Annotated in this window: 24 protein-coding genes; 6 read left to right on the forward strand and 18 right to left on the reverse strand. The window is 35.4% G+C overall.

The window, feature by feature from the left end; genetic code table 11:
• Positions 1-11: 11 nt before the first annotated feature.
• The 10 genes from FVQ77_04890 to FVQ77_04935 all read right to left on the reverse strand — a co-directional run bounded on the left by FVQ77_04890 (position 12) and on the right by FVQ77_04935 (position 6,203).
• Positions 12-542, reverse strand: a complete 531-nt coding sequence (locus tag FVQ77_04890) for a hypothetical protein (GenBank protein MBW8049669.1) — start codon at positions 540-542, stop codon at positions 12-14.
• 33 nt (positions 543-575) lie between these two features.
• Positions 576-1,319 carry a transposase gene (locus FVQ77_04895; GenBank protein ID MBW8049670.1) on the reverse strand — a complete coding sequence of 248 codons (744 nt, stop codon included), beginning with the start codon at positions 1,317-1,319 and terminating at the stop codon, positions 576-578.
• Between the two features lie 45 nt (positions 1,320-1,364).
• On the reverse strand, positions 1,365-3,329 hold the full coding sequence (locus FVQ77_04900; GenBank protein MBW8049671.1) for a hypothetical protein: 1,965 nt from the start codon (positions 3,327-3,329) through the stop codon (positions 1,365-1,367).
• Positions 3,330-3,411: 82 nt separating this feature from the next.
• Complete coding sequence (locus FVQ77_04905; protein MBW8049672.1) at positions 3,412-3,642, reverse strand: hypothetical protein; 231 nt, start codon at positions 3,640-3,642, stop codon at positions 3,412-3,414.
• Between the two features lie 125 nt (positions 3,643-3,767).
• Complete coding sequence (locus FVQ77_04910) at positions 3,768-4,181, reverse strand: type II toxin-antitoxin system VapC family toxin (GenBank protein ID MBW8049673.1); 414 nt, start codon at positions 4,179-4,181, stop codon at positions 3,768-3,770.
• Positions 4,174-4,440 carry a hypothetical protein gene (locus FVQ77_04915; GenBank protein MBW8049674.1) on the reverse strand — a complete coding sequence of 89 codons (267 nt, stop codon included), beginning with the start codon at positions 4,438-4,440 and terminating at the stop codon, positions 4,174-4,176. The genes FVQ77_04910 and FVQ77_04915 overlap by 8 nt, the downstream gene beginning before the upstream one ends.
• A gap of 80 nt (positions 4,441-4,520) precedes the next feature.
• Positions 4,521-4,634 (reverse strand): type II toxin-antitoxin system HicA family toxin, encoded by a 114-nt coding sequence (locus FVQ77_04920; GenBank protein MBW8049675.1) that lies wholly within the window; start codon positions 4,632-4,634, stop codon positions 4,521-4,523.
• Positions 4,627-4,851 (reverse strand): type II toxin-antitoxin system HicB family antitoxin, encoded by a 225-nt coding sequence (locus FVQ77_04925; protein ID MBW8049676.1) that lies wholly within the window; start codon positions 4,849-4,851, stop codon positions 4,627-4,629. The genes FVQ77_04920 and FVQ77_04925 overlap by 8 nt, the downstream gene beginning before the upstream one ends.
• Before the next feature lie 93 nt (positions 4,852-4,944).
• Positions 4,945-5,154: a hypothetical protein gene (locus FVQ77_04930; GenBank protein MBW8049677.1), complete on the reverse strand. Its 210-nt coding sequence runs from the start codon at positions 5,152-5,154 to the stop codon at positions 4,945-4,947.
• 179 nt (positions 5,155-5,333) lie between these two features.
• The gene (locus FVQ77_04935) at positions 5,334-6,203 is read right to left on the reverse strand and encodes a cyanophycinase (GenBank protein MBW8049678.1); all 870 of its coding nucleotides are present in this window, start codon (positions 6,201-6,203) and stop codon (positions 5,334-5,336) included.
• Between the two features lie 370 nt (positions 6,204-6,573).
• Between FVQ77_04935 and cphA the strand changes: the two genes are divergently transcribed.
• Positions 6,574-9,216 carry a cyanophycin synthetase gene (cphA, locus tag FVQ77_04940; GenBank protein ID MBW8049679.1) on the forward strand — a complete coding sequence of 881 codons (2,643 nt, stop codon included), beginning with the start codon at positions 6,574-6,576 and terminating at the stop codon, positions 9,214-9,216.
• A gap of 255 nt (positions 9,217-9,471) precedes the next feature.
• Here cphA and FVQ77_04945 read toward each other — a convergent pair whose 3' ends face one another.
• Positions 9,472-10,494, reverse strand: coding sequence for an endonuclease/exonuclease/phosphatase family protein (locus FVQ77_04945; protein ID MBW8049680.1), 1,023 nt, complete (start codon positions 10,492-10,494; stop codon positions 9,472-9,474).
• 9 nt (positions 10,495-10,503) lie between these two features.
• Positions 10,504-11,664 (reverse strand): endonuclease/exonuclease/phosphatase family protein, encoded by a 1,161-nt coding sequence (locus tag FVQ77_04950; GenBank protein ID MBW8049681.1) that lies wholly within the window; start codon positions 11,662-11,664, stop codon positions 10,504-10,506.
• A gap of 55 nt (positions 11,665-11,719) precedes the next feature.
• Here FVQ77_04950 and gldC point away from each other — a divergent pair, with 55 nt between their 5' ends.
• Entirely contained in the window at positions 11,720-12,061 is a 342-nt protein-coding gene (gene gldC / locus FVQ77_04955) for a gliding motility protein GldC (GenBank protein MBW8049682.1), read from the forward strand.
• Between the two features lie 15 nt (positions 12,062-12,076).
• On the opposite strand, the gene FVQ77_04960 is transcribed toward gldC, so the two are convergent.
• On the reverse strand, positions 12,077-13,183 hold the full coding sequence (locus FVQ77_04960; protein ID MBW8049683.1) for a glycosyltransferase family 1 protein: 1,107 nt from the start codon (positions 13,181-13,183) through the stop codon (positions 12,077-12,079).
• A 71-nt stretch (positions 13,184-13,254) separates the two neighbouring features.
• On the opposite strand from FVQ77_04960, the gene FVQ77_04965 reads away from it, so the two are divergent.
• Entirely contained in the window at positions 13,255-14,133 is an 879-nt protein-coding gene (locus FVQ77_04965; protein MBW8049684.1) for an Rpn family recombination-promoting nuclease/putative transposase, read from the forward strand.
• Between the two features lie 2 nt (positions 14,134-14,135).
• On the opposite strand, the gene FVQ77_04970 is transcribed toward FVQ77_04965, so the two are convergent.
• The 4 genes from FVQ77_04970 to FVQ77_04985 are packed head-to-tail and all read right to left on the reverse strand — an operon-like array spanning position 14,136 to position 18,282.
• Positions 14,136-15,257: a glycosyltransferase family 4 protein gene (locus FVQ77_04970; protein ID MBW8049685.1), complete on the reverse strand. Its 1,122-nt coding sequence runs from the start codon at positions 15,255-15,257 to the stop codon at positions 14,136-14,138.
• 1 nt (position 15,258) lies between these two features.
• The gene (locus FVQ77_04975) at positions 15,259-16,134 is read right to left on the reverse strand and encodes a sulfotransferase domain-containing protein (protein MBW8049686.1); all 876 of its coding nucleotides are present in this window, start codon (positions 16,132-16,134) and stop codon (positions 15,259-15,261) included.
• Between the two features lie 38 nt (positions 16,135-16,172).
• Positions 16,173-16,814 carry a class I SAM-dependent methyltransferase gene (locus FVQ77_04980; protein ID MBW8049687.1) on the reverse strand — a complete coding sequence of 214 codons (642 nt, stop codon included), beginning with the start codon at positions 16,812-16,814 and terminating at the stop codon, positions 16,173-16,175.
• 4 nt (positions 16,815-16,818) lie between these two features.
• On the reverse strand, positions 16,819-18,282 hold the full coding sequence (locus FVQ77_04985) for a hypothetical protein (GenBank protein MBW8049688.1): 1,464 nt from the start codon (positions 18,280-18,282) through the stop codon (positions 16,819-16,821).
• Between the two features lie 17 nt (positions 18,283-18,299).
• Between FVQ77_04985 and FVQ77_04990 the strand changes: the two genes are divergently transcribed.
• Genes FVQ77_04990 through FVQ77_05000 form a run of 3 tightly spaced genes read left to right on the forward strand, consistent with a single transcriptional unit; the run spans position 18,300 to position 20,997 of the window.
• Entirely contained in the window at positions 18,300-19,196 is an 897-nt protein-coding gene (locus tag FVQ77_04990) for a class I SAM-dependent methyltransferase (GenBank protein MBW8049689.1), read from the forward strand.
• Entirely contained in the window at positions 19,196-20,455 is a 1,260-nt protein-coding gene (locus FVQ77_04995) for a class I SAM-dependent methyltransferase (GenBank protein MBW8049690.1), read from the forward strand. Before FVQ77_04990 ends, FVQ77_04995 begins: the two co-directional genes overlap by 1 nt.
• Positions 20,452-20,997, forward strand: a complete 546-nt coding sequence (locus tag FVQ77_05000) for an NAD-dependent epimerase/dehydratase (protein ID MBW8049691.1) — start codon at positions 20,452-20,454, stop codon at positions 20,995-20,997. The genes FVQ77_04995 and FVQ77_05000 overlap by 4 nt, the downstream gene beginning before the upstream one ends.
• A gap of 23 nt (positions 20,998-21,020) precedes the next feature.
• On the opposite strand, the gene FVQ77_05005 is transcribed toward FVQ77_05000, so the two are convergent.
• Positions 21,021-21,881 carry an FkbM family methyltransferase gene (locus tag FVQ77_05005; GenBank protein MBW8049692.1) on the reverse strand — a complete coding sequence of 287 codons (861 nt, stop codon included), beginning with the start codon at positions 21,879-21,881 and terminating at the stop codon, positions 21,021-21,023.
• Positions 21,882-21,933 lie beyond the last annotated feature (52 nt).

Here is a 21,933-nt window from a genome sequence, read left to right on the forward strand (position 1 = left end):
TCGCGCTACGGTTAGTTTGATATTGCTGAACTGAATTCAATTAACTTTCTCTCTAATTCTTCCGGGTTAATTGCAGGATATTTTATAAAGCGCTCCTTTATCTGAATAAAAAAATTCATTAGCTTTTCTGTATCAACAGAATGCTTAACAAAATTCTTTGCATCTTTAATATCCTGTTCACTTCCTCTTTCTACCTTTGCCATCACCTGGCTGTACAGGTCATAATGTTTAAAATCCACTTTCCCGATCTTTTCTATAAAGATACTTCTTTCTTTCCAGTTTGGCAACTCCGGAATAAAGTTATCGGGCGCTGCCAACTCTATATTTATATTCAACTCCTCCTTTAAATCCCTTATCTTATTATACACTTCTGAATGATCCGGTACCGGCTTTATATCCACGTCTAATGTCATTTCCCTATAACACAATAAAACAGCAGTTGCTCCACCTGTAAAGTATATAATGACCGGCTGGGTTAAGTTATTCCCCAACTCATCCATCAGTATTTTTATTTTTCCAATGTCAGAATTATCCCTCATCATTTTGAGCAAACAATTTTGCTATGATCTCTTTTTTCATGGTTTTATATTTCCAGGTACGTTGAGACGCCCAAATTGGGCGCCTTTACGTTCCGGATTTTTTGGGTTTTTATCGTCCGTATCCCAGTTTGCCGGATTGTTTTTTATGTATTGTCTTATTCTGTTTAATTCCCGTGAATTCCTTATGACATGATCGTTAAACAGGCGCTGCCATTGAAAATCCGGTGTCATTTTGCGGATATTAACCGTGACGGCAGATTTAATTCCGCCCATGATTGACGAAAGATTATTCCGTTGCGGTCCGAATTTGTTTTTGTACGTACGGCTGAACCCCTGTCGTATGTATTGTTCCGGTGGTAACAGGTACGGTTGCGATGGGGATGGGGATTGTAGAGACACGGTGCACCGTGTCTCTACAATTTCACCATCCCTACCAATTGAATCACCCCTACCAATTGCACCATCAATGCCATTGGGATCGGATTTGTTATTACCAGGATTATCAATTCGATGGATAATGACAATGATCCCGTGAAAATGATTTGGCATGATCTGAAATGCATCCAATTGGATGTTTTTTCTGATTTCAGGGGTCTTAAACCATTCGGTTTTTACCATTTCGCCTGCATTGGACAATATCATTTTTCCATTTTCTATTCTACCCAGAACACATTCACGGTTTTGCACACAACCTGTTACAAAATAAAATCCGGGGTTTGCATAATCCCACCCTTTTAAACGTGTGGATTCAATTCGGTATTTGTCTTTGAATTTTTCCATTATCGCCATTTTCTGAAAAAAACGAATTGTCAAATAGTCAAATAATCAGTCCTTAACACACCTAACACTAAAGCCGAACGCCTTATTATTGTTATCGCGGAACACGCGCGCCTCCGCGTAATTCAAGTTCCGGATCCACGCAAGCGTACCGCTATTCTCGGTAGAACTCCACAAGATGCCGTCGTTACCGGCACCGACGAACGAACCAGACCAGGAGTAACCACCCGGAAGGGCAGTAAACCCGCTGCTGTTGGTGGCGCCTGCGTTGGGAGTTGTCCAGTTGGTGGTGCCGGTTTGTTTGAGGTTGCCGCCTTCGTCTGTTCCAAGCCATCCGGTTGTAGTAACGTCATAAGGAAATGCGCCCGGGTTGGTGCCAACATTTTTTTCCAATAAGGTCCATTCATAATGAGAAGGTACGTGCCAACCCGTAGGGCAAACGCCTTGTACAGGTGGTGTACACTTCACATTGTCGTCAGGTGGCGGGGCTGTTCCATTGCAGGTAAGTGAACCGTCCATCATTTCATCCCATTCGTATAAGCCGCCAAAAGGGCAAGTTGGATCATTAACCCCACTTAAATTCTGACAATATTTTTGAGTGCCGACAGGGGCTTGTCCTCCTGATGCCACCGGAACATAAGTGCCTACATTAAGGTTTTCAGCCATCCAGCATTGTGTGCCTATTAATACCGTATTATACCAATTGCCGTCAGCATCCTGAACAGAATCGGTACCACATACAAATGCAGGATTAACAGTTACTGCCAGGCAGCTTGCAGAGCTTGTTCCGCAACTGTTGGTTGCTGTAACGCATACATCGCCAGATGTGGTGTCAAAGTCAACTGTTATGCTGTCTGTTCCCTGCCCGGATGCTATTGTTGCTCCAGGGGGCACTGTCCATGTATAAGATGCAACTCCCGGAACTGTATCAATGGAATAGCTTACTCCTGGTTGCCCGGTATTTACATTTGTTGAACCGTTGATAGTATCTGGAGTAGCGGGTAGAGGGCAGTCCTGAATGCAACGCACACTAAAGCCGGACGGCTTATTATCGTCCTTGCGGGTCACCTGAGCGTTAATATAGTGCAGGTAGCGGATCCAGGCAATGGTAGCGCCACTCCCGGCAGCCGTCCACCAGTAACCGTAGATACCGACATTGAAGAACGTGCCAGCCCAGGAGCCGCCACCCGGAAGGGCGGTGAAATTGCTGCTGTTGCAGCTTCCAGTACAGGTATTCGGGGTAGTCCAATTTGTAGTTCCTGCTTGTTTAAGCATGCCGCCTGTATTTGTTCCGCGCCATCCTGTTAAACTGCAACTTGGGTCAGTGCCTGCTTCTACGGTGTTTTCCATAGTACACCACTCGGCATCGGTGGGCAGGTGCCAGCCGGTAGGGCAAACGCCCTGCACATTACCGGAAAAAGCGGGAGTTGGTGATGTTGTGTTGCTTGCCCCATTTAAGTATTGAACCGCCTCACCCCACTCGTATAATCCACCAAGTGGGCAGGTAGTATCATTAACCCCGGCAAGATTCTGACAATATTTTTGAATAACGGCATTATTGGTTTGTCCTCCGGTTACTACCGCAACATAAGTTCCTACATTAAGATTTTCAGCCATCCAGCATTGTGTGCCGATTAATACCGTATTATACCAATTACCATCTGCATCCTGAACGGAATCGGTTCCACAGCAAAAACCCGGAATTATTATAAACTTTTTAATGCCGGAATAAACAGGCTGACAGGTTCCTTCAATGACCTGGGCACGGTACCAGGTGGTGGTGTCAACAATTACCTGTTCGGTATCGGATGTTGCTCCCGGGATACTGTCCCAGGTAATTGAATCGGTGGATTGCTGCCATTGGATGCTGCCTCTGTAGCTGTTTAGGATTAAAAGAGCAGTGTCACCGGTGCATACGGTTGTTTGAGCAGAACACAGATTAAAACACAGATTAAGAAGGATTACCACCGAGAAAACGGGGCAGGCACAGATAAAGAGCAGTGTTTTTTTCATTATTTATAGGGTTTAAATATCTGTTTATTTATATATATCACCTCTAAAATCGATAACATTTATGAATATAGTATCTGCAGGTTCACAATTTTGACAATTTCGATCGGGATGGCACATGATAATTTTTATCCTTCAAGATTTTCTCAATATCTTTTTGTTCATTATCTGAAACGGAAGGAATATGATAATATCCTTCTATTTCAGTTACTTTTATTTTATTTTTTGGTAACAGATATAAAAAATCTTTAATAATCTTAAATATAGAATCTTCAACTTCTAATTCAAGTAATTTCATTTTAGCGTTTTGTTTCATGATTTATTTAAAATTTGCAGTAAAATTACACAATTTATGTAAAGGACACCGCTAAGAAATTCAAAGTAAAGTAACAACATTATTAAATGCAAGGAAAAAGCAAAAAATTTAGAATTTTAGCGTTTTCATGATAGACTAATTAAATTAATTTCTTTTATTTCAACAAAATCCTTACGGTTAAATGTTGCTACTTGAGAAATCTGGTTACCTAACCCAATGCTTGCAATTTCAAAATCATGAATTTTCAAACCAACAGGTTCGTACTTTGATAATAATTCTTCAAAAATCGAAAAGCTACTTAATGTTGGGAACAAAACATTCATAGAACTCTTAATATCATTAACAACACTTAACGCATCCTTAATTTGAATAGGGAACTTACCTCGAGTTACAACAGCTAAAAATTCAGAGATATTTTTTGAAGTCGTAAATTGCTCATATTTTGTATCAAGAAGGAAATTTTGTGATTTTGTAAAAAACTTCGAGTCCTCATCAATAGCATAAACGAAAATATTTGTATCTATAACTATTTTACTCATAGGCTTTTTCTCTAATATTAATATTATCAAATTGACCTTTCAGTTTAAAAGTTTTCATAATTGGCTTTTTTGAATTTTTTGATTTTATTTTATTTGATGATAAAGGTTTATTCTTTATCCCGAGTACTCGGGATTGTTTTGTTTTCTTTTCAGGCCGCATCAATATAATTAATGCATCATAATCAGTACCTTTAGGCAATGGCTTCAAAGGTATGAGCTTGCCATTATTACATTTAGCAGATATTGTTATAGTTTCCATAATAATAAGTGGTGATAATACTTTATTTTTAACTACTGTCTAGTTGTCTATGATTATATACAAGTGTTTTATTTATATTTTCAATGTTTGGTCAGCATAATATGAGATCCCTTTTGTCTTTTTATTATCCATCCTTTTCGCTGGAACTTTTTTACAGCATCTGTCCCGGAACAAAGTTTTAACCTGTCACTCATACTTCAACAGCAATTCTTTTGCGGAAATATTTTTTTGCTCTTGTTGCAGGGGGGGTGTTTTTTCATTCATCACTTCCAACCATAATTCAATGGCTTCTTTGATGTTTTCTTCCGCTTCGGCAAGTGTCTTTCCCTGCGACAAACAGCCCGGTAATGCAGGAACCTCTGCTACATAATAGCCGGTTTCGTCTTTTTCTATAAGCACATCTAATTTCATATTATTTTGTTTTGTGTCAAAAGTAGTGATTTAAAGTTAATTGTTAATTTTCCGAGTGTCTTATCAATTTTGTTTTTGTGAATAGTTGCAATTTTATAATTTGTCATAAATCGCATCGCTTTTAGCATATCCCTTCAAAAATTCCTGCATTGCGAATTGTACCCATTCTTCTTCTTCGGAATTTTTTTTAATATGCCTTTGTATTTTATCTTTTCTGAAATATTGTAAATAATGATATAATTGTTCAAGTGCCGGTTCGGGCAACATGTCAATTTCTTTTGTTATTTTTTCTTTAATGCTCATAGGGTATGTTTAAAAATAAATATAAATACCATCATTAATAGCTTTTCATTATTTTTTGGATTGTGACTTTTTTTTGTTGAAAAAATCAGAAAATCCAAACGGAAAAGCCATAGAAGTGATAATGATCAGCAGCATTATTGCTAATAAATAAATCGCAATTGTTCCAAGTGTTTCCATAATTATATTTTCTCCCCAATTGTATTTACGGCAAAACTTCTCTCTTTCACATTATACACATTTCCTTTAGCCAAAACGTGTACGGTAAGGTTTTCAATAGAGATGGGCTTTCCCTGCTCTATTTCGGTGATGTTGCTATGGCGGATATCATGGCCGTCAACGATTATAACCAATCCTGATCCAATAGCTTCCATTTTAGAACCACCTGTAATTAACACACCGGTATTTTCTCCCAAACCGATCCCTATACAAGATGGATTGCTCACAACTGCCTGGGCCAGCCGGCCAAATCTTCCTCTTTTTACAAAATGAGAATCGATTATCACATCCTGCATAAAAGCCAGACCGGTAGTGATTTTCACCTGTCCTTTTAAAAGCGCCTCTGAACTGCTTCCCTGGTAGATCATGGTGTTAGACATAGCCATAGCGCCTGCACTGGTTCCTGCGATCACAAAATTTTCATTCCTGTATCTTTGTTGTAAGATCTCAAGAAATTCTGTCCCACCCAAGATCGTGCTTAACCTCAATTGATTACCTCCTGTAAACATCACACCATCTGCTTTTGATATCCGTTCCACATATTCAGGTATTTGTACATCTTCTCTGCTCCTGATATGCAAAACACCAACATTGCTGCAACCCAGATTACCAAATCCTTCTATGTACTTTTCACCTATTTCTTCTGGTATTGAAGATGCAGTAGTAATAATTTCAATATGGGAATCTACCCCTTTTATTTCAGTTACTATCCGGTTTAATATCTCCGGTTGGAAAAAATTCAGCGATAATTGCTGCAGTAAAACCGGTTCTTCTTCCGTGCCTTTATCCTCGCTGCCTCCTATGGCTATTAATTTACCTTTGGGATTATCCATTTCAATGTTAAATTTTTATTGCAAATGTAAGTAAAATTATGAAATTTGTAAATTTGGAAATATAAAGTATGGAGTGGGGAGCCTGGGACAGGGAGCAGGGAGTAATCACCATCCACTATTCTCCTCGCTCAAATGTTGAGGTGATCTTGCGGTGTATTTAATGAACTGTATGTGTATTTTCAAATGAGCGTCTGTACACACCCCAGTTACCCCGCTGTCAGCGGGGTAACATCTCCTCTTTTTAGAGGGGATTTAAAACTTTCTTTTTAGAGACGGAATTAAAACCCTGTTTTTAGTGGGGGATTAAAACTGTAATATATTCCGCTATTCGTATATTTGCATCGGGATAAAATTAATTAATGGTAACGAGATGAAAATATTAGAGATCAAAGCTATGCGCGGACCGAACTATTGGTCGGTAAGGAGGCACAAGCTAATAGTAATGCGGCTTGACCTTGAGGATATGGATCACCGTCCTACCAATAAGATCAGGGGATTTTATGGGCGGCTTAAGAAAATGCTGCCGGGTTTGTATGAACACCGGTGTTCCCCGGGTAAACCTGGCGGTTTTTTTCAAAGAGTAAAGAAGGGTACCTGGATGGGACATGTGATTGAACATATTTCGCTTGAAATACAATCGCTTGCCGGCATGGAATGTGGATTTGGAAGGACAAGGTCAACAGGTGAGCCGGGTATCTACAACGTTGTATTTTCTTATATGGAAGAAAAAGTAGGACGGTATGCTGCAAAAGCTTCTGTGAGCATTGCAGAAGCGCTTACAGAAGGAACAGAATATGATCTTGAAGGTGATATCCAGGCTATGCGCGAGATACGTGAAGATGAACGATTAGGGCCCAGCACCGGTTCAATCGTCCAGGAAGCTATCAGCAGAGGTATCCCTTACATACGAATGAACAATCAATCTTTTGTTCAATTAGGCTATGGTATTAATCAGAGACGTATCCGGGCAACGATCACAAGCCAGACCAGTGATATTGCTGTTGAAATTGCCTGTGATAAGGAAGAAACAAAAGACCTTCTCCAAAAAGCAAATATACCAGTTGCAAAAGGCGCGATAATAACTACGCAACGGGAGCTTAAAAAAGCGGTTAAACATCTTGGCTATCCTTTGGTAACCAAGCCTGTGGACGGACACCAGGGAAAAGGAGCTACGATCAATATTACCAATTGGGATGAGGCAGTAAAAGGTTTTGTAGCTGCCGGGGATTATTCAATAAAAGTGGTCATAGAAAAATTTGTTACGGGGTTTGATTTCAGGTTATTGGTTATTAATTATAAGTTCGTAGCAGCTGCATTGCGGACTCCGGCTCACGTAGAAGGTGATGGAAAGTCGTCCATTCAACAATTGATTGATAAAGTAAATAAGGACCCGCGAAGGGGGTATGGGCATGAAAATGTACTCACAGAGATCAGGGTGGATGAGATGACAAAAAATATTTTGAATATAGCCGGGCGTAAACTCGATTCTGTTTTACCCAAAGGTGAGCAGTTTTATTTAAAAACTACTGCCAACCTCAGTACGGGTGGAACGGCAACAGATGTTAGCGATACGGTACATCCCTACAATATTTTTATGGCTGAGCGCATAGCAAGGATTATTGGGTTGGATATTTGCGGTATTGATATTATGGCGCCTGATCTTACTATGCCCGTCAATGAAAACGGGGGGGCTATTTTAGAGGTAAACGCTGCACCGGGTTTCAGGATGCATCTTGCTCCTACCGAGGGTTTGCCGAGAAATGTTGCTGAGCCGGTGATTGATATGCTTTACCCCCAGAACAATACCGCTACCATCCCGATCATTACAGTCACAGGTACCAATGGTAAAACAACCACTGTCAGGTTGATCGCCCATATATTAAAAACGGTAGATTACAAAGTAGGGTTTACTACAACAGATGGTATTTACATACAAAACAGGATGCTTGAAGTTGGTGATTGTACCGGGCCGCGAAGCGCTGAATTTGTACTGAAAGATCCTACCGTAAATTTTGCTGTGCTGGAATGTGCAAGAGGCGGCATACTAAGAGCCGGGTTAGGTTTCCTTCGTTGCGATGCAGCCGTGGTGACCAATATTGCAGGTGCGGACCACCTGGGATTGAAAGACATCCATACAGCAGAAGAAATGGCAAGGGTTAAATCTGTTGTACCTGAAACTGTATTTCGAAACGGATATGCAATTCTAAATGCCGATGACGACCTGGTATTTGGTATGAAAAAAAATCTCGATTGCAAAATAGCCTTATTCAGTATGGATGAAAAAAACCCGCGCATTAAAAAACATTGTAATGATGGCGGGTTGGCAACAATTGTTGAAAACGGATACATTACGATTTGCAAAGGTAACTGGAAGATAAGAGTGGATAAAGTGGTAAATATTCCGTTGACCTTCTCGGGTAAAGCGATCTTTAATATACAAAATATACTTCCTGCTGTGCTTGCCGGTTTTGTCCGCAATATTAAAATAGAAGATATACGGGTTGCTTTGCAAACTTTTATACCTTCTCCCGCACAAACTCCGGGGAGGATGAATTTTTTCCAGTTCAAAGAATTTGAAGTACTGGTTGATTTTGCACATAATACTGAAGGATTTAAGGCCCTTGGAAAATTTCTTGAAAAAGTAGAGACCAGCCCCAAAATAGGGATCATCGCAGGGGTTGGAGACCGCAGAGATGAAGACCTTATAGAGCTTGGAGCATTGTCTGCACGGATGTATGATGAAATCATCATTCGCTGTGACAAAAATTTAAGAGGAAGACCGGTTCAGGAACTCATTGACTTACTTGTTGAAGGAATTCACTCACAGGATAATGACAAACCGTGGAAAGCTATTCCGAATGAGCTGGAAGCCATTGCATACGCGCTCAAAAACGCCCCAAAAGGGTCATTAAATATTATTTGCAGCGATACGATTCCCGAAGCCCTTGACTTAGTTAAAAAACTTAAGGAAGAGGAGGATAAGTTTGTGCTTACGAAGGCGGATATTTCGTAGCTGAATATCGCTGACGGCTTTATCGGTAATTACTAACCTCATCGCTTTTTCGCTTTTCCGTAAACAGTTTCCTGCGCTTGCTTGAGCGTATAATATTTTAACCTGCCTGCTTTGTGATCGGCTAATGTTTTATCAAGTTCCTGTTTTTGGGCATGGGTTAAAATAGTTTCATCGTGCGAATAAATCTTTAGCATTTTATAAACCACTTCTAACACATTCTCTTCTGCGCTATCAATGTATTGATGAACTTTTTTTCTATTTGACAGATAGCGTTATATACACTGCGAAATGGTCGCTGTAGCCGCCTAAATATTTTTGGCCTGCGAATGTTCTGAGTGGGTAACCTTCATAAAATTCACTATTATGTTGTTTCAACCATTCCGGTGCAAAGATCGTGGCTGAATTTATTTTATAATGTATGTTTTTATTGTTTACCAAAGGAGTGGAAAGAATAATTTGGTCTAACATACTCCAATCGCCTCTATAACAATAACTTCCCTGGTTTTCTTTCTCTAATGAATACCATGGATTATACAATTCTCCTGTTTTTAAGTTTGAAAAACCTTCCTTTGCTTTTAATACTTTATAAATACTCTTATTGGAAGGTTCGTCATTAAAATCTCCCATAATTATAATTTTACTGTTATTATTTATTCCAAATATCAAATTAACCACATCTCGCACCTTTGACGCTACATATTCTCTTTTATATTCTGCTTTTACTCCACCCGAACGTGATGGCCAATGATTCAAAATAAAAATAATAGTATCCGTTTCAGCTAATACTCCTATTACCAATAAGAAATCCCTGGTTTTATAATCAGGTTCATTGTGGAAATCAATTGTATAAGTTTTATAGGTTATTGGTTTGTAAATATCTTCTTTATAAACAAAAGCAACATCAATTCCCCGCTTATCGGGTGAATCCTGGTGAATAATTGAATAATTATATTGCTGTAATTTCTTTGTATTGAATAAGTCCTCCACTACTTTGAGGTTTTCTACTTCAGAGAGACCGATAATTTCAGGACCATCCCCATCACCTAACTGTGAGATAACTTCTGAAAGTTTATTGAGCTTATCGTTGTATTTTTTTAAATCCCATTGTTTTTTACCCGAGGGCAGGAATTCATCGTCTCCCCATTGTAGCGAATCATCGAAAGTATCAAATAAATTTTCAACATTGTACGATGCAATAGTGTAATTTTGTGCTGTAGTATTTTGCCTGCATGAGCAGGTAATTATTACAAAACTGAAAAGGATAATTTTATTTAGCATTGTCTATATTTATTTTGATAGTATAATATACACCGGGAAATGATCGCTATAACCGCTTAAATATTTTTTGCCCCAAAATGTTCCGAGCGGGTAACCATCATAATATTGACTGTTATGTTGTTTTAACCATTCCGGTGCAAAGATCGTGGCTGAATTTATTTTATAATGTATGTTTTTATTGTTTACCAAAGCAGTGGAAATAATAATTTGGTCTAACATATTCCAATCGCCTCTATAACAATAACTTCCCTGGTTTTCTTTCTCTAATGAATACCATGGATTATACAATTCTCCTGTTTTTAAGTTTGAAAAACCTTCCTTTGCTTTTAATACTTTATAAATACTCTTATTGGAAGGTTCGTCATTAAAATCTCCCATAATTATAATTTTACTGTTATTATTTATTCCAAATATCAAATTAACCACATCTCGCACCTTTGACGCTACATATTCTCTTTTATATTCTGCTTTTACTCCACCCGAACGTGATGGCCAATGATTCAAAATAAAAATAATAGTATCCGTTTCAGCTAATACTCCTATTACCAATAAGAAATCCCTGGTTTTATAATCAGGTTCATTGTGGAAATCAATTGTATAAGTTTTATAGGTTATTGGTTTGTAAATATCTTCTTTATAAACAAAAGCAACATCAATTCCCCGCTTATCGGGTGAATCCTGGTGAATAATTGAATAATTATATTGCTGTAATTTCTTTGTATTGAATAAGTCCTCCACTACTTTGAGGTTTTCTACTTCAGAGAGACCGATAATTTCAGGACCATCCTCATCACCCAACTGTGATATCACTTCTGAAAGTTTTTCAAGCTTATCGTTGTATTTTTTTAAATTCCATTGCCTTTTGCTTAAAGGCAGAAATTCGTCATCTCCCCATTGTAGCGGATCATCGAAAGTATCAAATAAATTTTCAACATTGTATGATGCAATAGTGTAATTTTGTGCTGTAGTATTTTGCCTGGATGAGCAGGTAATTATTACAAAACTGAAAAAGATAAATAGATGGAAAATGGAAGGTGGAAGGTGGAAGATGGAAGATGTTTGATGGAAGATGGAAGATGTCACCCCTAACGGGTGCCCACCCGGAAGGGTGGGAAGATGTAGATTTCCCTCTATTTCCTTATTACCTTTTTCCCTTTTTCCCTTTTTCATAATATAATTTCTTAGTGTATCTTTGTGCCTTTGTGGCAATATTTTTTACAAATATATGAAAAAATCTGAAATAAAAATTACCATCGTATTGGATAAGGACAATGTCCCCGAATCGATAAGCTGGAAAGCTACCGATGCAGGTAATCAACCGCAGTTTGCCAAAGCGCTTAACATTGCCCTATGGGACAAACAAACTAAAAGCACCATAAAAATAGACCTGTGGACAAAAGATATGCCGGTTGACGAAATGAAAAGATTTTATGTTGATACGATCGGGGCGATGGCTGATAGTATTGAAACAGCTACGAATGATGAAAAAATGGTGAAGGATATGAAGGAGCTTTGTGGAAAGTTAGCGAAGCGTATTTTGGAGGAGAAGAGGAAAGGTAACAACTAATGATTTCTGTTTCACTTATATTTTATTAAAAAAATCTGCATACTCATTAATAATTTTTTCTTTAGAATATAATGTACGGATCTTTTTTAAGTTGGATTGAATTTTTGTTTGCTCATTTTTATTCTTATTGATCGTTAAATATACCTTCGTTATATCATCTTTATCCATGAAATAATAAGCATCATTTCCCAGAACAGCACGGTTGAACTGATTGTTATGTGCACAAATTAAAGCACTGCAGGCCATTGCTTCTAAAAGCGATGGATTTGTGCCACCGGTAGAATGGCCATGAAAATAAAGGTTTGAATAGAACCTAAGGTTGTTTAAAATATTCTGGTCAAAGATCGTGCCCACCCACTTTATGTTTTTATTGACAAATTTTTTCTTTAAAAAGTTTCCATATTTTGTTTTATAGTTACCGATTACCAGGAAATCGCGCTGAATTGAAGTATTAGTAGCCGCTTCCAGGATCATTTCAATATTATTATCCGGCACTAACCGGGCGATTAACATATCATATTTATACGGTTGTAATCTATATTGTTTTAATACCGACCCCTCCTTTGTTGGAACAGGTTCATCAGATCCTGCAAAAGGAGTTGCTCCATAAGGAATGTATTTAGCTTCTATATGATATTGCTTTTTCAAATAATTTTGAATACCCACTGAATCAGCGATATGATAATGGCTGTGATGAACAGCTAAGGATTCAGCAAATTTTAGAAACTTTCTTACTAATGGATTATACCGGACATTTTTCCACTCCAGCCCATCCATATTGGTAACAACGGTCGTGCTTTTTTTCGGCAGAAGCCACCACCATACAGCGTTGCTGGTATAGCCAAGCTGTAATATCAGGTCAAATTTTCTTTTTCTGCTATCCAGGATACAGTTAAAGTCATAGATAAATTGCCCGAATTTGCCAATTAAAAATTCCGGATCATATTTATGAATTATATTAACTTTATTCCATAATTTGTTTTGCCAGGAATGATCATGGGGGTTATATACATAGACCTGGTGGCCTTTTTCAGCCAATCCTTTTGACAGGTATTGGGCAAACTGTTCAAAGCCACCGTATTGGTTGGGGATGCCGCGGGTGCCGAGGATTGCGATTTTCATTAGAAAATTTTAGCTTTAATATTTTTTTCGTACATTAGCAAATTGATTTTGAAAAAAAATAATATACAGCTATGAGATTTGTTGATGTAAAAAATGATGTTGCTTTTAGAAAAATTTTTGGCAGCGAAAATAAAAAAGAAATACTTATATCATTTCTTAATGCTGTGTTAAAATTAAAAAATGAACGAAAAATAAAAAACATAGACATTTTAAACCCTTTTCAAGCGCCAAAGATAAAAGGATTTAAGGAAACAATAATTGATATAAGAGCAAAAGATCGAAGAGGAGTTTCTTTTATTATAGAAATGCAAGTAGCTGAAAAATTAGGTTTTGATAAAAGGGTTCAATTTTACATCTCCAAAGAATATTCCTCCCAAATAATAAAAGGTGATCTGTACCCGAAATTAAACCAGGTTGTTTTTATCGGTATTCTTGATTTTAATTATTTCTCAGGCAACAATTATCTTACCCAACATTTAATATTAAATACTGATACGTTAAAGCAAGAATTAAAAGACCTGGAATTTAATTTTATTGAATTACCCAAATTTAACAAAAAAGAAAAAGAGCTTAGTGGTCTGATAGATAAATGGGTATATTTTGTAAAAAATGCAGAAAATCTTGAAATAAGACCAGATAATATAAAAGATAAAGGACTGGAAGATGCTTATGAACTAGCAGAAATGTTTAATTGGTCTGGTGAAGAATTAAGATTATATGATTATATGTCTATGAGAAAACAAGATCACAGAGGTGAATGGGAATTGTTTGTTGAAAGAGGAATTAAAAAAGGCGTTGAAAAAGCTGAAAAAAAGGCTGAAAAAGCCGCTGGGCAAAGAGAAGTTGAAATAGTCAAAGAATTTTACAAAAATGGAGTTGCTATTAAAATAATAGCTAATTCTACAGGACTTTCTGTAGAGAAAATAAAGAGTATCCTGAAAATAAAATAAGTTTAAATTTTTTCTAATAGTATTTTATATTCCTTCGCAATATCATCCCATGAATATTCTTTTTTTATTGTTTGTAGTGCATTTTTTTTAATTTTCAGATATAATCCCTTATTCTTAAATAAATAATTTATTTTTTTAGATAGAGAAATTTTATCCTCACTTTTAAATAAAATTCCATTTTCATTATCTATAATTATTTCTCTGTTAACTGTTAAATCTGATACGATAGCGGGTAATCCATAACTCATCCCCATTAATAAAACAGCACTTTGGTAACTAATTTTATGGGGAATAATTAAAGCATCAGCAGTTTTGAATAACAATTCTCTCCTATTATCAGGGATATATTGTATTATTTTAATAACTCTATTTTCTGTTTTATGCAGATCAATTATTTTTTGATAGACATTAAAATCGTCTTTCCAGGGTCTTCCCGCAATAATAAGTATTATGTTTTCATCAATATATGGTAATGCATTTAACAAGACATCCAAGCCCTTTACTTTTTTTATTTGTCCGAAAAAAAGAATATATTTTGATTTTTTAGATAGATTTAATGCTTTTAAGCCCTCTTGTTTAGTTATTTTCGGATTTACTAAATCTAAGTAACCCCCTTGTTTTATCATGTGAACTTTCTTCAATATTTTGGGTTTAAGTATTTTAGATAATTCGTTATAAGCAAATTGATTATGCGCTACGATAGTATCTGAATATTTGTTATAGATTAATTTTTTAATAATTCCAACATCTTCATTGGCAAGATCAGAAATATCATGTGCTATAGAGATAATTTTAACTTTATAAATTTTGGAAATCAAAAAAGGAATAATATCTTTTAGTGATGTTGAAAAATTATGAATAATTGCCTTTGTTACCCTTTCTTTTCTGCAAATTTTAAATGCCTTTCTATAACCTGAAATAAAGTTAAACAGCTTTTTTAGTTTACTGTGGATGTTAGTGTTGAAGAGGTAAAAGATCTTTATTTTATCATTTTCTTCTGCATAATTTGTGAACAAATAGGTTTCAACACCTAATTCAGACATTGATTTTAAGAGGGATAAGTCATAATAATCCATTCCCGCTTTTCTACCAACAGGGTCTATTATGGCTATTTTTATGCTCATTTCAATGGCACCAGTTCTTTAAGTTCCTGTTTAAAAGCTTTGCTAATTTATTTATATCTTCCCTGTAAAAAAATTTTAAATAAGTTTTTGTAGCATTATTTAGTTGGGCTTTTTTACCTTTGTGGAATAATAAAACTTTGGCTTGAGAGATAAGAAATTTGGGCATAATAGATTTTAAAGCTTTTCTTAGTTTCCTGATATTATAAAAATACTGTATTATATCATTCTTCGGTATTTCAAAAACATTTTGTTTTTCTTCAAAATTAGAGCGAAAATTCGGATTAACCCCCAGAAAAGTAAAAAGTGAAGTTAAAACCTTTTCTGTATCTTTTTTTAAATCTTCCTGAAAAAAAACTTTTACATTTTCCAGTCCGAAAGTATCAAGATACCTTTTAACCTGTTCATAATAAAATCCTAATTCTATATATTGTTGATGATATATTGGTAATTTTTCATGCCTGACTCGCTGAAAAACTATTTCTTCAAAAGTCAAATGTACCAGTCCAAGTCTGTAGTCCATAAGATAATGTGAAAATCCTCTATCTATTGGATCACGAAGGATGATGATAATTTTTGCATTAGAAACTAATTGATGTATCTTTTGGGGCACTTTTGGATAAAAAAGGTAAGAAACACTTGCTTCACCAATTGCTTTTTCATTCTTTACATTATTAAACAAAATTTCGTATTCTTCTAATGTTTTAAAGCCTTTCTTATTATAATAATGAAATAGATTTTGTTCACTTATCTCCTCAAAAGAAAAATAGTTAGGCTCTTTTTCCCGACTCATATAAATTTCCGGATGTTGATTTAAGTGATGGTATAAAAATGTGGTTGCAGCTTTCGGAGCTCCAACAATAAAAAAGTTAGGTAACATAATTTTAACAGCTCACGTCTTTTAAAAAGTGGACTTTATTATTTATCAGTTGAGCCAAAAATGATTATAAAGGTCAAATTAAAGAAAAAAAATCTGTTTTTAATGATCTTATAATGCTCAATACCAGCTTGAGACAAAAGTTTTTTAATATCTTTTAAAGACAAAAGAAACATATAATCACCAGCAAACCTTTCTTTACCAATTAAATAAAGAAATTTATCAAAGTATTTTTTTGGTAAATAATGTAAGAGAGGGATTCTGGTATGAACCTCTATTGGGAAATATCTATTAGGTGTTGTAATAAAAGCTGTTTTGGCAACTCTTTTTATTTCCTTTAAAAATAATAATTGCCTTTCTTTATCTCCTACATGTTCTATTACAGCATTTGACCAGCAAATATTAAATTGTTTATCTGAAAAAGGGAATTTCTTACCATCATACTTAACTGCTTTTACTTTCGGATATCTTACCAAAATTTTATTAGGTGTATTAACTCCTAAGGCAGTGATATTTTCAGGATAGGGATAATGCTTTTCTATAAAATTATCTGCCTCGTTCCATTCATTTTCACTAAACCCCACATCCAATATTTTTGATTCTTTGATTGGTTTAAGTTCAGTTAAAAAAAAATCCCATTTTTTTCTACGATTATAAGTGGATATTTTATAAGCTATTGACATTGCTTTATTTTTTCCTTTCTTGATCATAGTTTTTAAATCTTTCTATATCAAATAAACTTAAAACTAATCCGCTAAATAAAAGTGGAATCCCCGCAGAAATGGGCGAAACTGCTGAATTAGCCAAAAAAGAAGTTAAAAAGATACCGAGAATTGCTGAAAAAGTCAATAAACAGGTATAGCCCAATTTAGGATTCTTTATCTTAAACTTCCTAAATACCATAAACAGTTTAACCAATAAAAATGTAGAAAAAAGGAAATAACAGATCAATCCCCAATATCCCAACTGATATCCCAATCCGCCAATAAAACTTTCGGTTACTTTTTCATCAAGCCCTGAGCCATATAAAAAAGCTAATTGTCCGGAAGAGCCCAATCCATTCCCAAATGGGTTTGCTGCAAGCCCACTTAACCCAGCGGCTAAGCCAGTTAGGTGCCTTATGGCATTGGGACTGTCGGGGCTAAAAAGAGCAACCTGGGCAAAAAGCACTAATAAAAGTAATGCAGAAATGATTGCTCCGATAAACTTTGTCCGTGTTACCAATAAAACAATTATACCTAATACAACTATTAATTGTCCGCCCCTTCCAAGTGTGAGGATCAAGCCCAATGTTAGCATCATCAAAACTAATGGTTGTATAAAAAAAAGGTTCTTACTGTTGCCCAAAATCCCTCTAATATAAAAAAGTGTTAAAACAGGAAAAGCTAGAAACCTGGAAAGTGAAGTAGCTTCTCCAATAGTACCAACCATTCTTCTATATTGATCTGATAATAGATAGGTATGCCAAATTACCGGCAATCCTTTATACTTTGCTAATATAAAATCAGACCCCTCATATTTAAGCTCTGAATAGCGAATACTTCCGATTATTTCCCATATTTCGCTATTAAATATAAATCGCTCTATGAAACCAAATGAAACCACTAATATTGCAATTAATATCATCCATCTCAAAAGAAACTCAACATTTTTGTAAGTAAACAAACTTAACCTTCCAATGAAATAAAAAGCAACTATCATAAAGCCCTCTCTAAAAGATACAACCCTGCTAAAAAAACCGGAAGAAGAGGTGATAAAAAAAATGCCATAAACTAAAATAAATAAAAGCGCCATCAGGTCCACTAACTTCCAATTAATTTTTCTAAAATTCTTAATAAACAATATTGCTAACAGGCAAAAAACAAAAATCTCTTTAGTGGCAACAAATGCTTTTATAGTGCTGCCACTAACAAAATGTGAAAAAGGCATGCTTAGCAAGGGTTGAAAGGGTAATATGATAATTAAGGTGAGAAGAGCCCATTTTAAATGCTTAAAACCCAGGAAGGTAGCAACACATATCACAATGCTCAGGTAAAAAAAAACAAAATAGTCCTTCCCATTTATATCTAATAGAATAGCTATTGATAAAGGTAAGAGTGCTATTAAAAAGGCACCAACTATAAAAACAATATAATTTAAGTATTTTTGCATAATTCAATTTTATAAAATTGACAAAAAAATTACAAACAATGATGATAATCTTACAAAAATGGTTAAAGAAAAAATTTACAGGCATTTCCTGGAAGAATAAATATATTAAATTAATTTTTCACTGTATAGATATTCCGGATTGGATAACACGTCAGGTAAATAGTCTTGGTAATATACCTAAATATTCTATACGTGTGCGATCTAATGGCGTTCAGGGTCAATTTGGTGGCAAAATATTTGCCAATAGTGGTAAATTAATAACTCAATTGCTGAGCAAACATACAAATCTTAAACCACAAAGCAAAATATTAGAGATAGGATGTGGATGTGGCAGGATTGCATTTGGTTTAGCAAATATTCTTGAAAATGGAAATTATATTGGTATGGACGTAGATAAATTAGTTATTGCTGAATGTAAAAAAAATTCAATATTCAAAAAGAAAGATTTTGTTTTTCAACATATGGATGTACATAATTACGTCTATAATACTAAAGGTGAGATTTCTGCTGATTCGTTTCAATTTTCTTACCCGGATAAAAATGCAGATATAATTATTCTAATATCAGTATTCACGCATATGTTACCTGAAGATGTCGCCCATTACATCAATGAAATTAGCCGTATGCTTCACCCTGGCGGCTACTGTTTTTTTTCAACCTTTCTGATGGATTATGGTCATCAAGGTAGAATGTTAGACTTTCCTTATAACCATTCTTATTACAGACTTCACCAGGAAATTAACCCCGAAAAAGCAGTTGGATATTACCAAAACTTTTTATCAGATAGTTTTACTAAAGCAGGAATATCTTTACTGAAAGACCCTATATTGGGTAGATGGAGACCTGCAACAACAAATGATTCTTCAGATGGCTTTAGCCAAGATATAATGATTTTTATAAAAGATATTTACTGATGTATAAAAAGATTGACAAGTGTAGGATTTGCGGAAATGAAAATTTGGTTTCACTCCTTCATCTAGGAGAACAGGCATTAACCGGTGTGTTTCCTAAAAACAAGGATGAAAGGATTACCTCTGGTCCTTTGGAATTGGTGAAGTGCCATTCCGAAAACCAGGATAGTACTGTATGTCATTTGGTTCAGCTTCATCATTCTTATGATAGTACTGAAATGTACGGACTCAATTATGGCTACCGTTCAGGGCTGAATCAGTCAATGGTCCGGCATCTGAAAGACATTGTCCAATACGTGCAGTCATTTATTGCATTGAATGAAGGAGATTTAGTCATTGATATTGGCAGCAACGACAGCACGCTTTTGCAGTTCTATCCATCCGATAAAAAACTGCATTTAACGGGTATTGATCCTACCGGTGTTAAATTCAAAGAGTACTATCCATCGCACATCCGGCTTATACCTGAGTTTTTTTCTGCTGATATAGTGAGGAAACATCATCCCGGAGAAAAAGCAAAAGTAGTTACATCTATTGCAATGATTTATGATCTGGAAGATCCCATATCCTTTGTTAAGCAAGTTCATGAAGTAATAGCGGACGATGGCATCTGGGTGTTCGAACAAAGTTACCTGCCTTCTATGATGGAGGCCAATGCTTACGATACGATTTGTCACGAACATATAGAGTATTATGCTTTGTCACAGATACAATGGCTAATGGATAAAGCTGGATTAAGGATTATTGATGTTGAGCTTAACGATGTAAATGGCGGCAGTTTCATAGTAGTTGTTACAAAAAATCAATCTTCATATGTTTCCAGTAAAACTGTAGAAAAGGTCTTTAAAAGAGAAAAGCAGTTGAGATTAGACACATTAAAACCCTATGAAAATTTTGCGGAAAGAGTCTTTGCTCATAAGGATGAGTTGCGCAGGTTGTTATCCGATATTAAAAATAAGGGTGAAAAGGTTTTTGGATATGGTGCTTCGACAAAAGGGAATGTAGTACTACAGTATTGTGGACTGACACCAAATGATATTCCTTATATTGCTGATGTAAACGAAGATAAATTTGGTGCATATACTCCATTTACACAAATCCCTATTATTTCCGAACAGGAAGCTAAATCAATGAATCCGGATTATTTTCTCGTGCTGCCCTGGCATTTCAGAAAAGGTATACTCGAAAGAGAGAAGGCATATTTGGAATCGGGTGGCAAGTTCATTTTTCCTTTACCTGAGATTGAGATTGTTAGGCAATGAAAAAAGCAGTTATTGTAGGCCATACTGGTCAGGATGGAACTTATCTATGCCAACTTCTTGAAAAGAAGGGTTACAATATTTTTGTATGTATTGGAATATTTTATAATCATGAATCTCCTTTGCGCGAGTCAAAATATGTTTCTAAAAAAATTGTTGAAACGGCCATAGCGATAAAGAATAATGCAAAAGGCGAATTGAAGCTCGGGGATTTAGATTCACGGATTGACTGGGGTTATGCTCCTGATTATGTGGATGCTGTATTCGGCATCATGCAATTAACAGAACCTGATGATTTTATCATTTCCAGTGGCAATACTCATAGTGTTAAGGACTTTGTGGAGGGGGTATTTCAATATCTTGGGATGGATTGGCAAGAGCATGTTAAAATTGATTCTAACCTCATCACCAAAAAGCAGAAACGAAATCTTTTCGGCAATAATCAGAAAATAAAAGCTATAACAGGTTGGTATCCTTCCATAAGTTTTGGTGGGATGATAAAAATCTTAGTGGACAAAGAACTGAAAAAACATGCCTCAAAATAGTCCTTCCCATTAAAACTCATTGTCTATTTTTTTATGCAGAGAAGATTTGCAAACTTTTCTTTTGAAGATATGAATCTTTCTAATAATTCAGTAATATCAAAATGCTTAACTTGTTTTTTTTGTTCATCAACACAAAATACTTTAAACCCTGTTTTGTGCAATAAATTTATATAATCCTCGGGTTCAATATCTGTTTGTTGTAAACCAATTGGCCAGAATTCAGTGATCATTTTAATTTTCTCATACTTCTTTAAAATTGAACTCATCCCCTGAATTGCTCCATATTCTGCTCCTTGAATATCCATTTTAATGAAATTGATTTCTATATTTTTATCTTTAAAATAATCATCTAAGCGAATACTTTCAATTTCAATAGATTTGCGTCTCTCCAAAGGTTTATATATTCTATGATCTCCATAATTGTCTTCAGATAAATATAATTTAATCTTTCCTGTATAATTAGAGACAGCTTTATTAATAAGAATAACATTATGATATCCGTTAACCTTAACATTTTTAACAAGCAACTGAAAATTATCAGGATCCGGTTCAAAAGCGAAAACTACTCCCCCCTCTCCCACACATCTTGCAAAAATCAGCGTATAATATCCAATATTTGCCCCAAGATCTATCACAATATCATTTTTATTTATCTGGGTTTTTACAAACTCAGTCGTAAATGGTTCATGACTTCCTCTGATTGACAAGTTAAGGGAGTCTTTATAATCCAAATACATTTTATGACCATGAATTTGAACAAAATCTGATTTTAACTTAGAAGTAATATATTTTTTTAAAATCCTGAAAAGATAAAATCTCCCAAGTTCGAACCTAGAAAAAATTTTATAGAAAATGTTGTACACAAATATTAATGCCCTTTTCATTTAAAAAAATATTATTTAAGAATCCGCAATAAATATTCAAACATCAGAAAAC

The organism is Cytophagales bacterium (assembly GCA_019456305.1).
Lineage (GTDB): Bacteria > Bacteroidota > Bacteroidia > Cytophagales > VRUD01 > VRUD01.

Excerpts from the sequence above, each read along its gene's own strand:
- FVQ77_04890 (MBW8049669.1), bottom strand. The coding sequence starts at position 542 with ATGATGAGGGATAATTCTGACATTGGAAAAATAAAAATACTGATGGAT.
- FVQ77_04895 (MBW8049670.1), bottom strand. The coding sequence starts at position 1,319 with ATGGAAAAATTCAAAGACAAATACCGAATTGAATCCACACGTTTAAAA.
- FVQ77_04900 (MBW8049671.1), bottom strand. The coding sequence starts at position 3,329 with ATGAAAAAAACACTGCTCTTTATCTGTGCCTGCCCCGTTTTCTCGGTG.
- FVQ77_04905 (MBW8049672.1), bottom strand. The coding sequence starts at position 3,642 with ATGAAACAAAACGCTAAAATGAAATTACTTGAATTAGAAGTTGAAGAT.
- FVQ77_04910 (MBW8049673.1), bottom strand. The coding sequence starts at position 4,181 with ATGAGTAAAATAGTTATAGATACAAATATTTTCGTTTATGCTATTGAT.
- FVQ77_04915 (MBW8049674.1), bottom strand. The coding sequence starts at position 4,440 with ATGGAAACTATAACAATATCTGCTAAATGTAATAATGGCAAGCTCATA.
- FVQ77_04920 (MBW8049675.1), bottom strand. The coding sequence starts at position 4,634 with ATGAGTGACAGGTTAAAACTTTGTTCCGGGACAGATGCTGTAAAAAAG.
- FVQ77_04925 (MBW8049676.1), bottom strand. The coding sequence starts at position 4,851 with ATGAAATTAGATGTGCTTATAGAAAAAGACGAAACCGGCTATTATGTA.
- FVQ77_04930 (MBW8049677.1), bottom strand. The coding sequence starts at position 5,154 with ATGAGCATTAAAGAAAAAATAACAAAAGAAATTGACATGTTGCCCGAA.
- FVQ77_04935 (MBW8049678.1), bottom strand. The coding sequence starts at position 6,203 with ATGGATAATCCCAAAGGTAAATTAATAGCCATAGGAGGCAGCGAGGAT.
- cphA (MBW8049679.1), top strand. The coding sequence starts at position 6,574 with ATGAAAATATTAGAGATCAAAGCTATGCGCGGACCGAACTATTGGTCG.
- FVQ77_04945 (MBW8049680.1), bottom strand. The coding sequence starts at position 10,494 with ATGCTAAATAAAATTATCCTTTTCAGTTTTGTAATAATTACCTGCTCA.
- FVQ77_04950 (MBW8049681.1), bottom strand. The coding sequence starts at position 11,664 with ATGAAAAAGGGAAAAAGGGAAAAAGGTAATAAGGAAATAGAGGGAAAT.
- gldC (MBW8049682.1), top strand. The coding sequence starts at position 11,720 with ATGAAAAAATCTGAAATAAAAATTACCATCGTATTGGATAAGGACAAT.
- FVQ77_04960 (MBW8049683.1), bottom strand. The coding sequence starts at position 13,183 with ATGAAAATCGCAATCCTCGGCACCCGCGGCATCCCCAACCAATACGGT.
- FVQ77_04965 (MBW8049684.1), top strand. The coding sequence starts at position 13,255 with ATGAGATTTGTTGATGTAAAAAATGATGTTGCTTTTAGAAAAATTTTT.
- FVQ77_04970 (MBW8049685.1), bottom strand. The coding sequence starts at position 15,257 with ATGAGCATAAAAATAGCCATAATAGACCCTGTTGGTAGAAAAGCGGGA.
- FVQ77_04975 (MBW8049686.1), bottom strand. The coding sequence starts at position 16,134 with ATGTTACCTAACTTTTTTATTGTTGGAGCTCCGAAAGCTGCAACCACA.
- FVQ77_04980 (MBW8049687.1), bottom strand. The coding sequence starts at position 16,814 with ATGTCAATAGCTTATAAAATATCCACTTATAATCGTAGAAAAAAATGG.
- FVQ77_04985 (MBW8049688.1), bottom strand. The coding sequence starts at position 18,282 with ATGCAAAAATACTTAAATTATATTGTTTTTATAGTTGGTGCCTTTTTA.
- FVQ77_04995 (MBW8049690.1), top strand. The coding sequence starts at position 19,196 with ATGTATAAAAAGATTGACAAGTGTAGGATTTGCGGAAATGAAAATTTG.
- FVQ77_05000 (MBW8049691.1), top strand. The coding sequence starts at position 20,452 with ATGAAAAAAGCAGTTATTGTAGGCCATACTGGTCAGGATGGAACTTAT.
- FVQ77_05005 (MBW8049692.1), bottom strand. The coding sequence starts at position 21,881 with ATGAAAAGGGCATTAATATTTGTGTACAACATTTTCTATAAAATTTTT.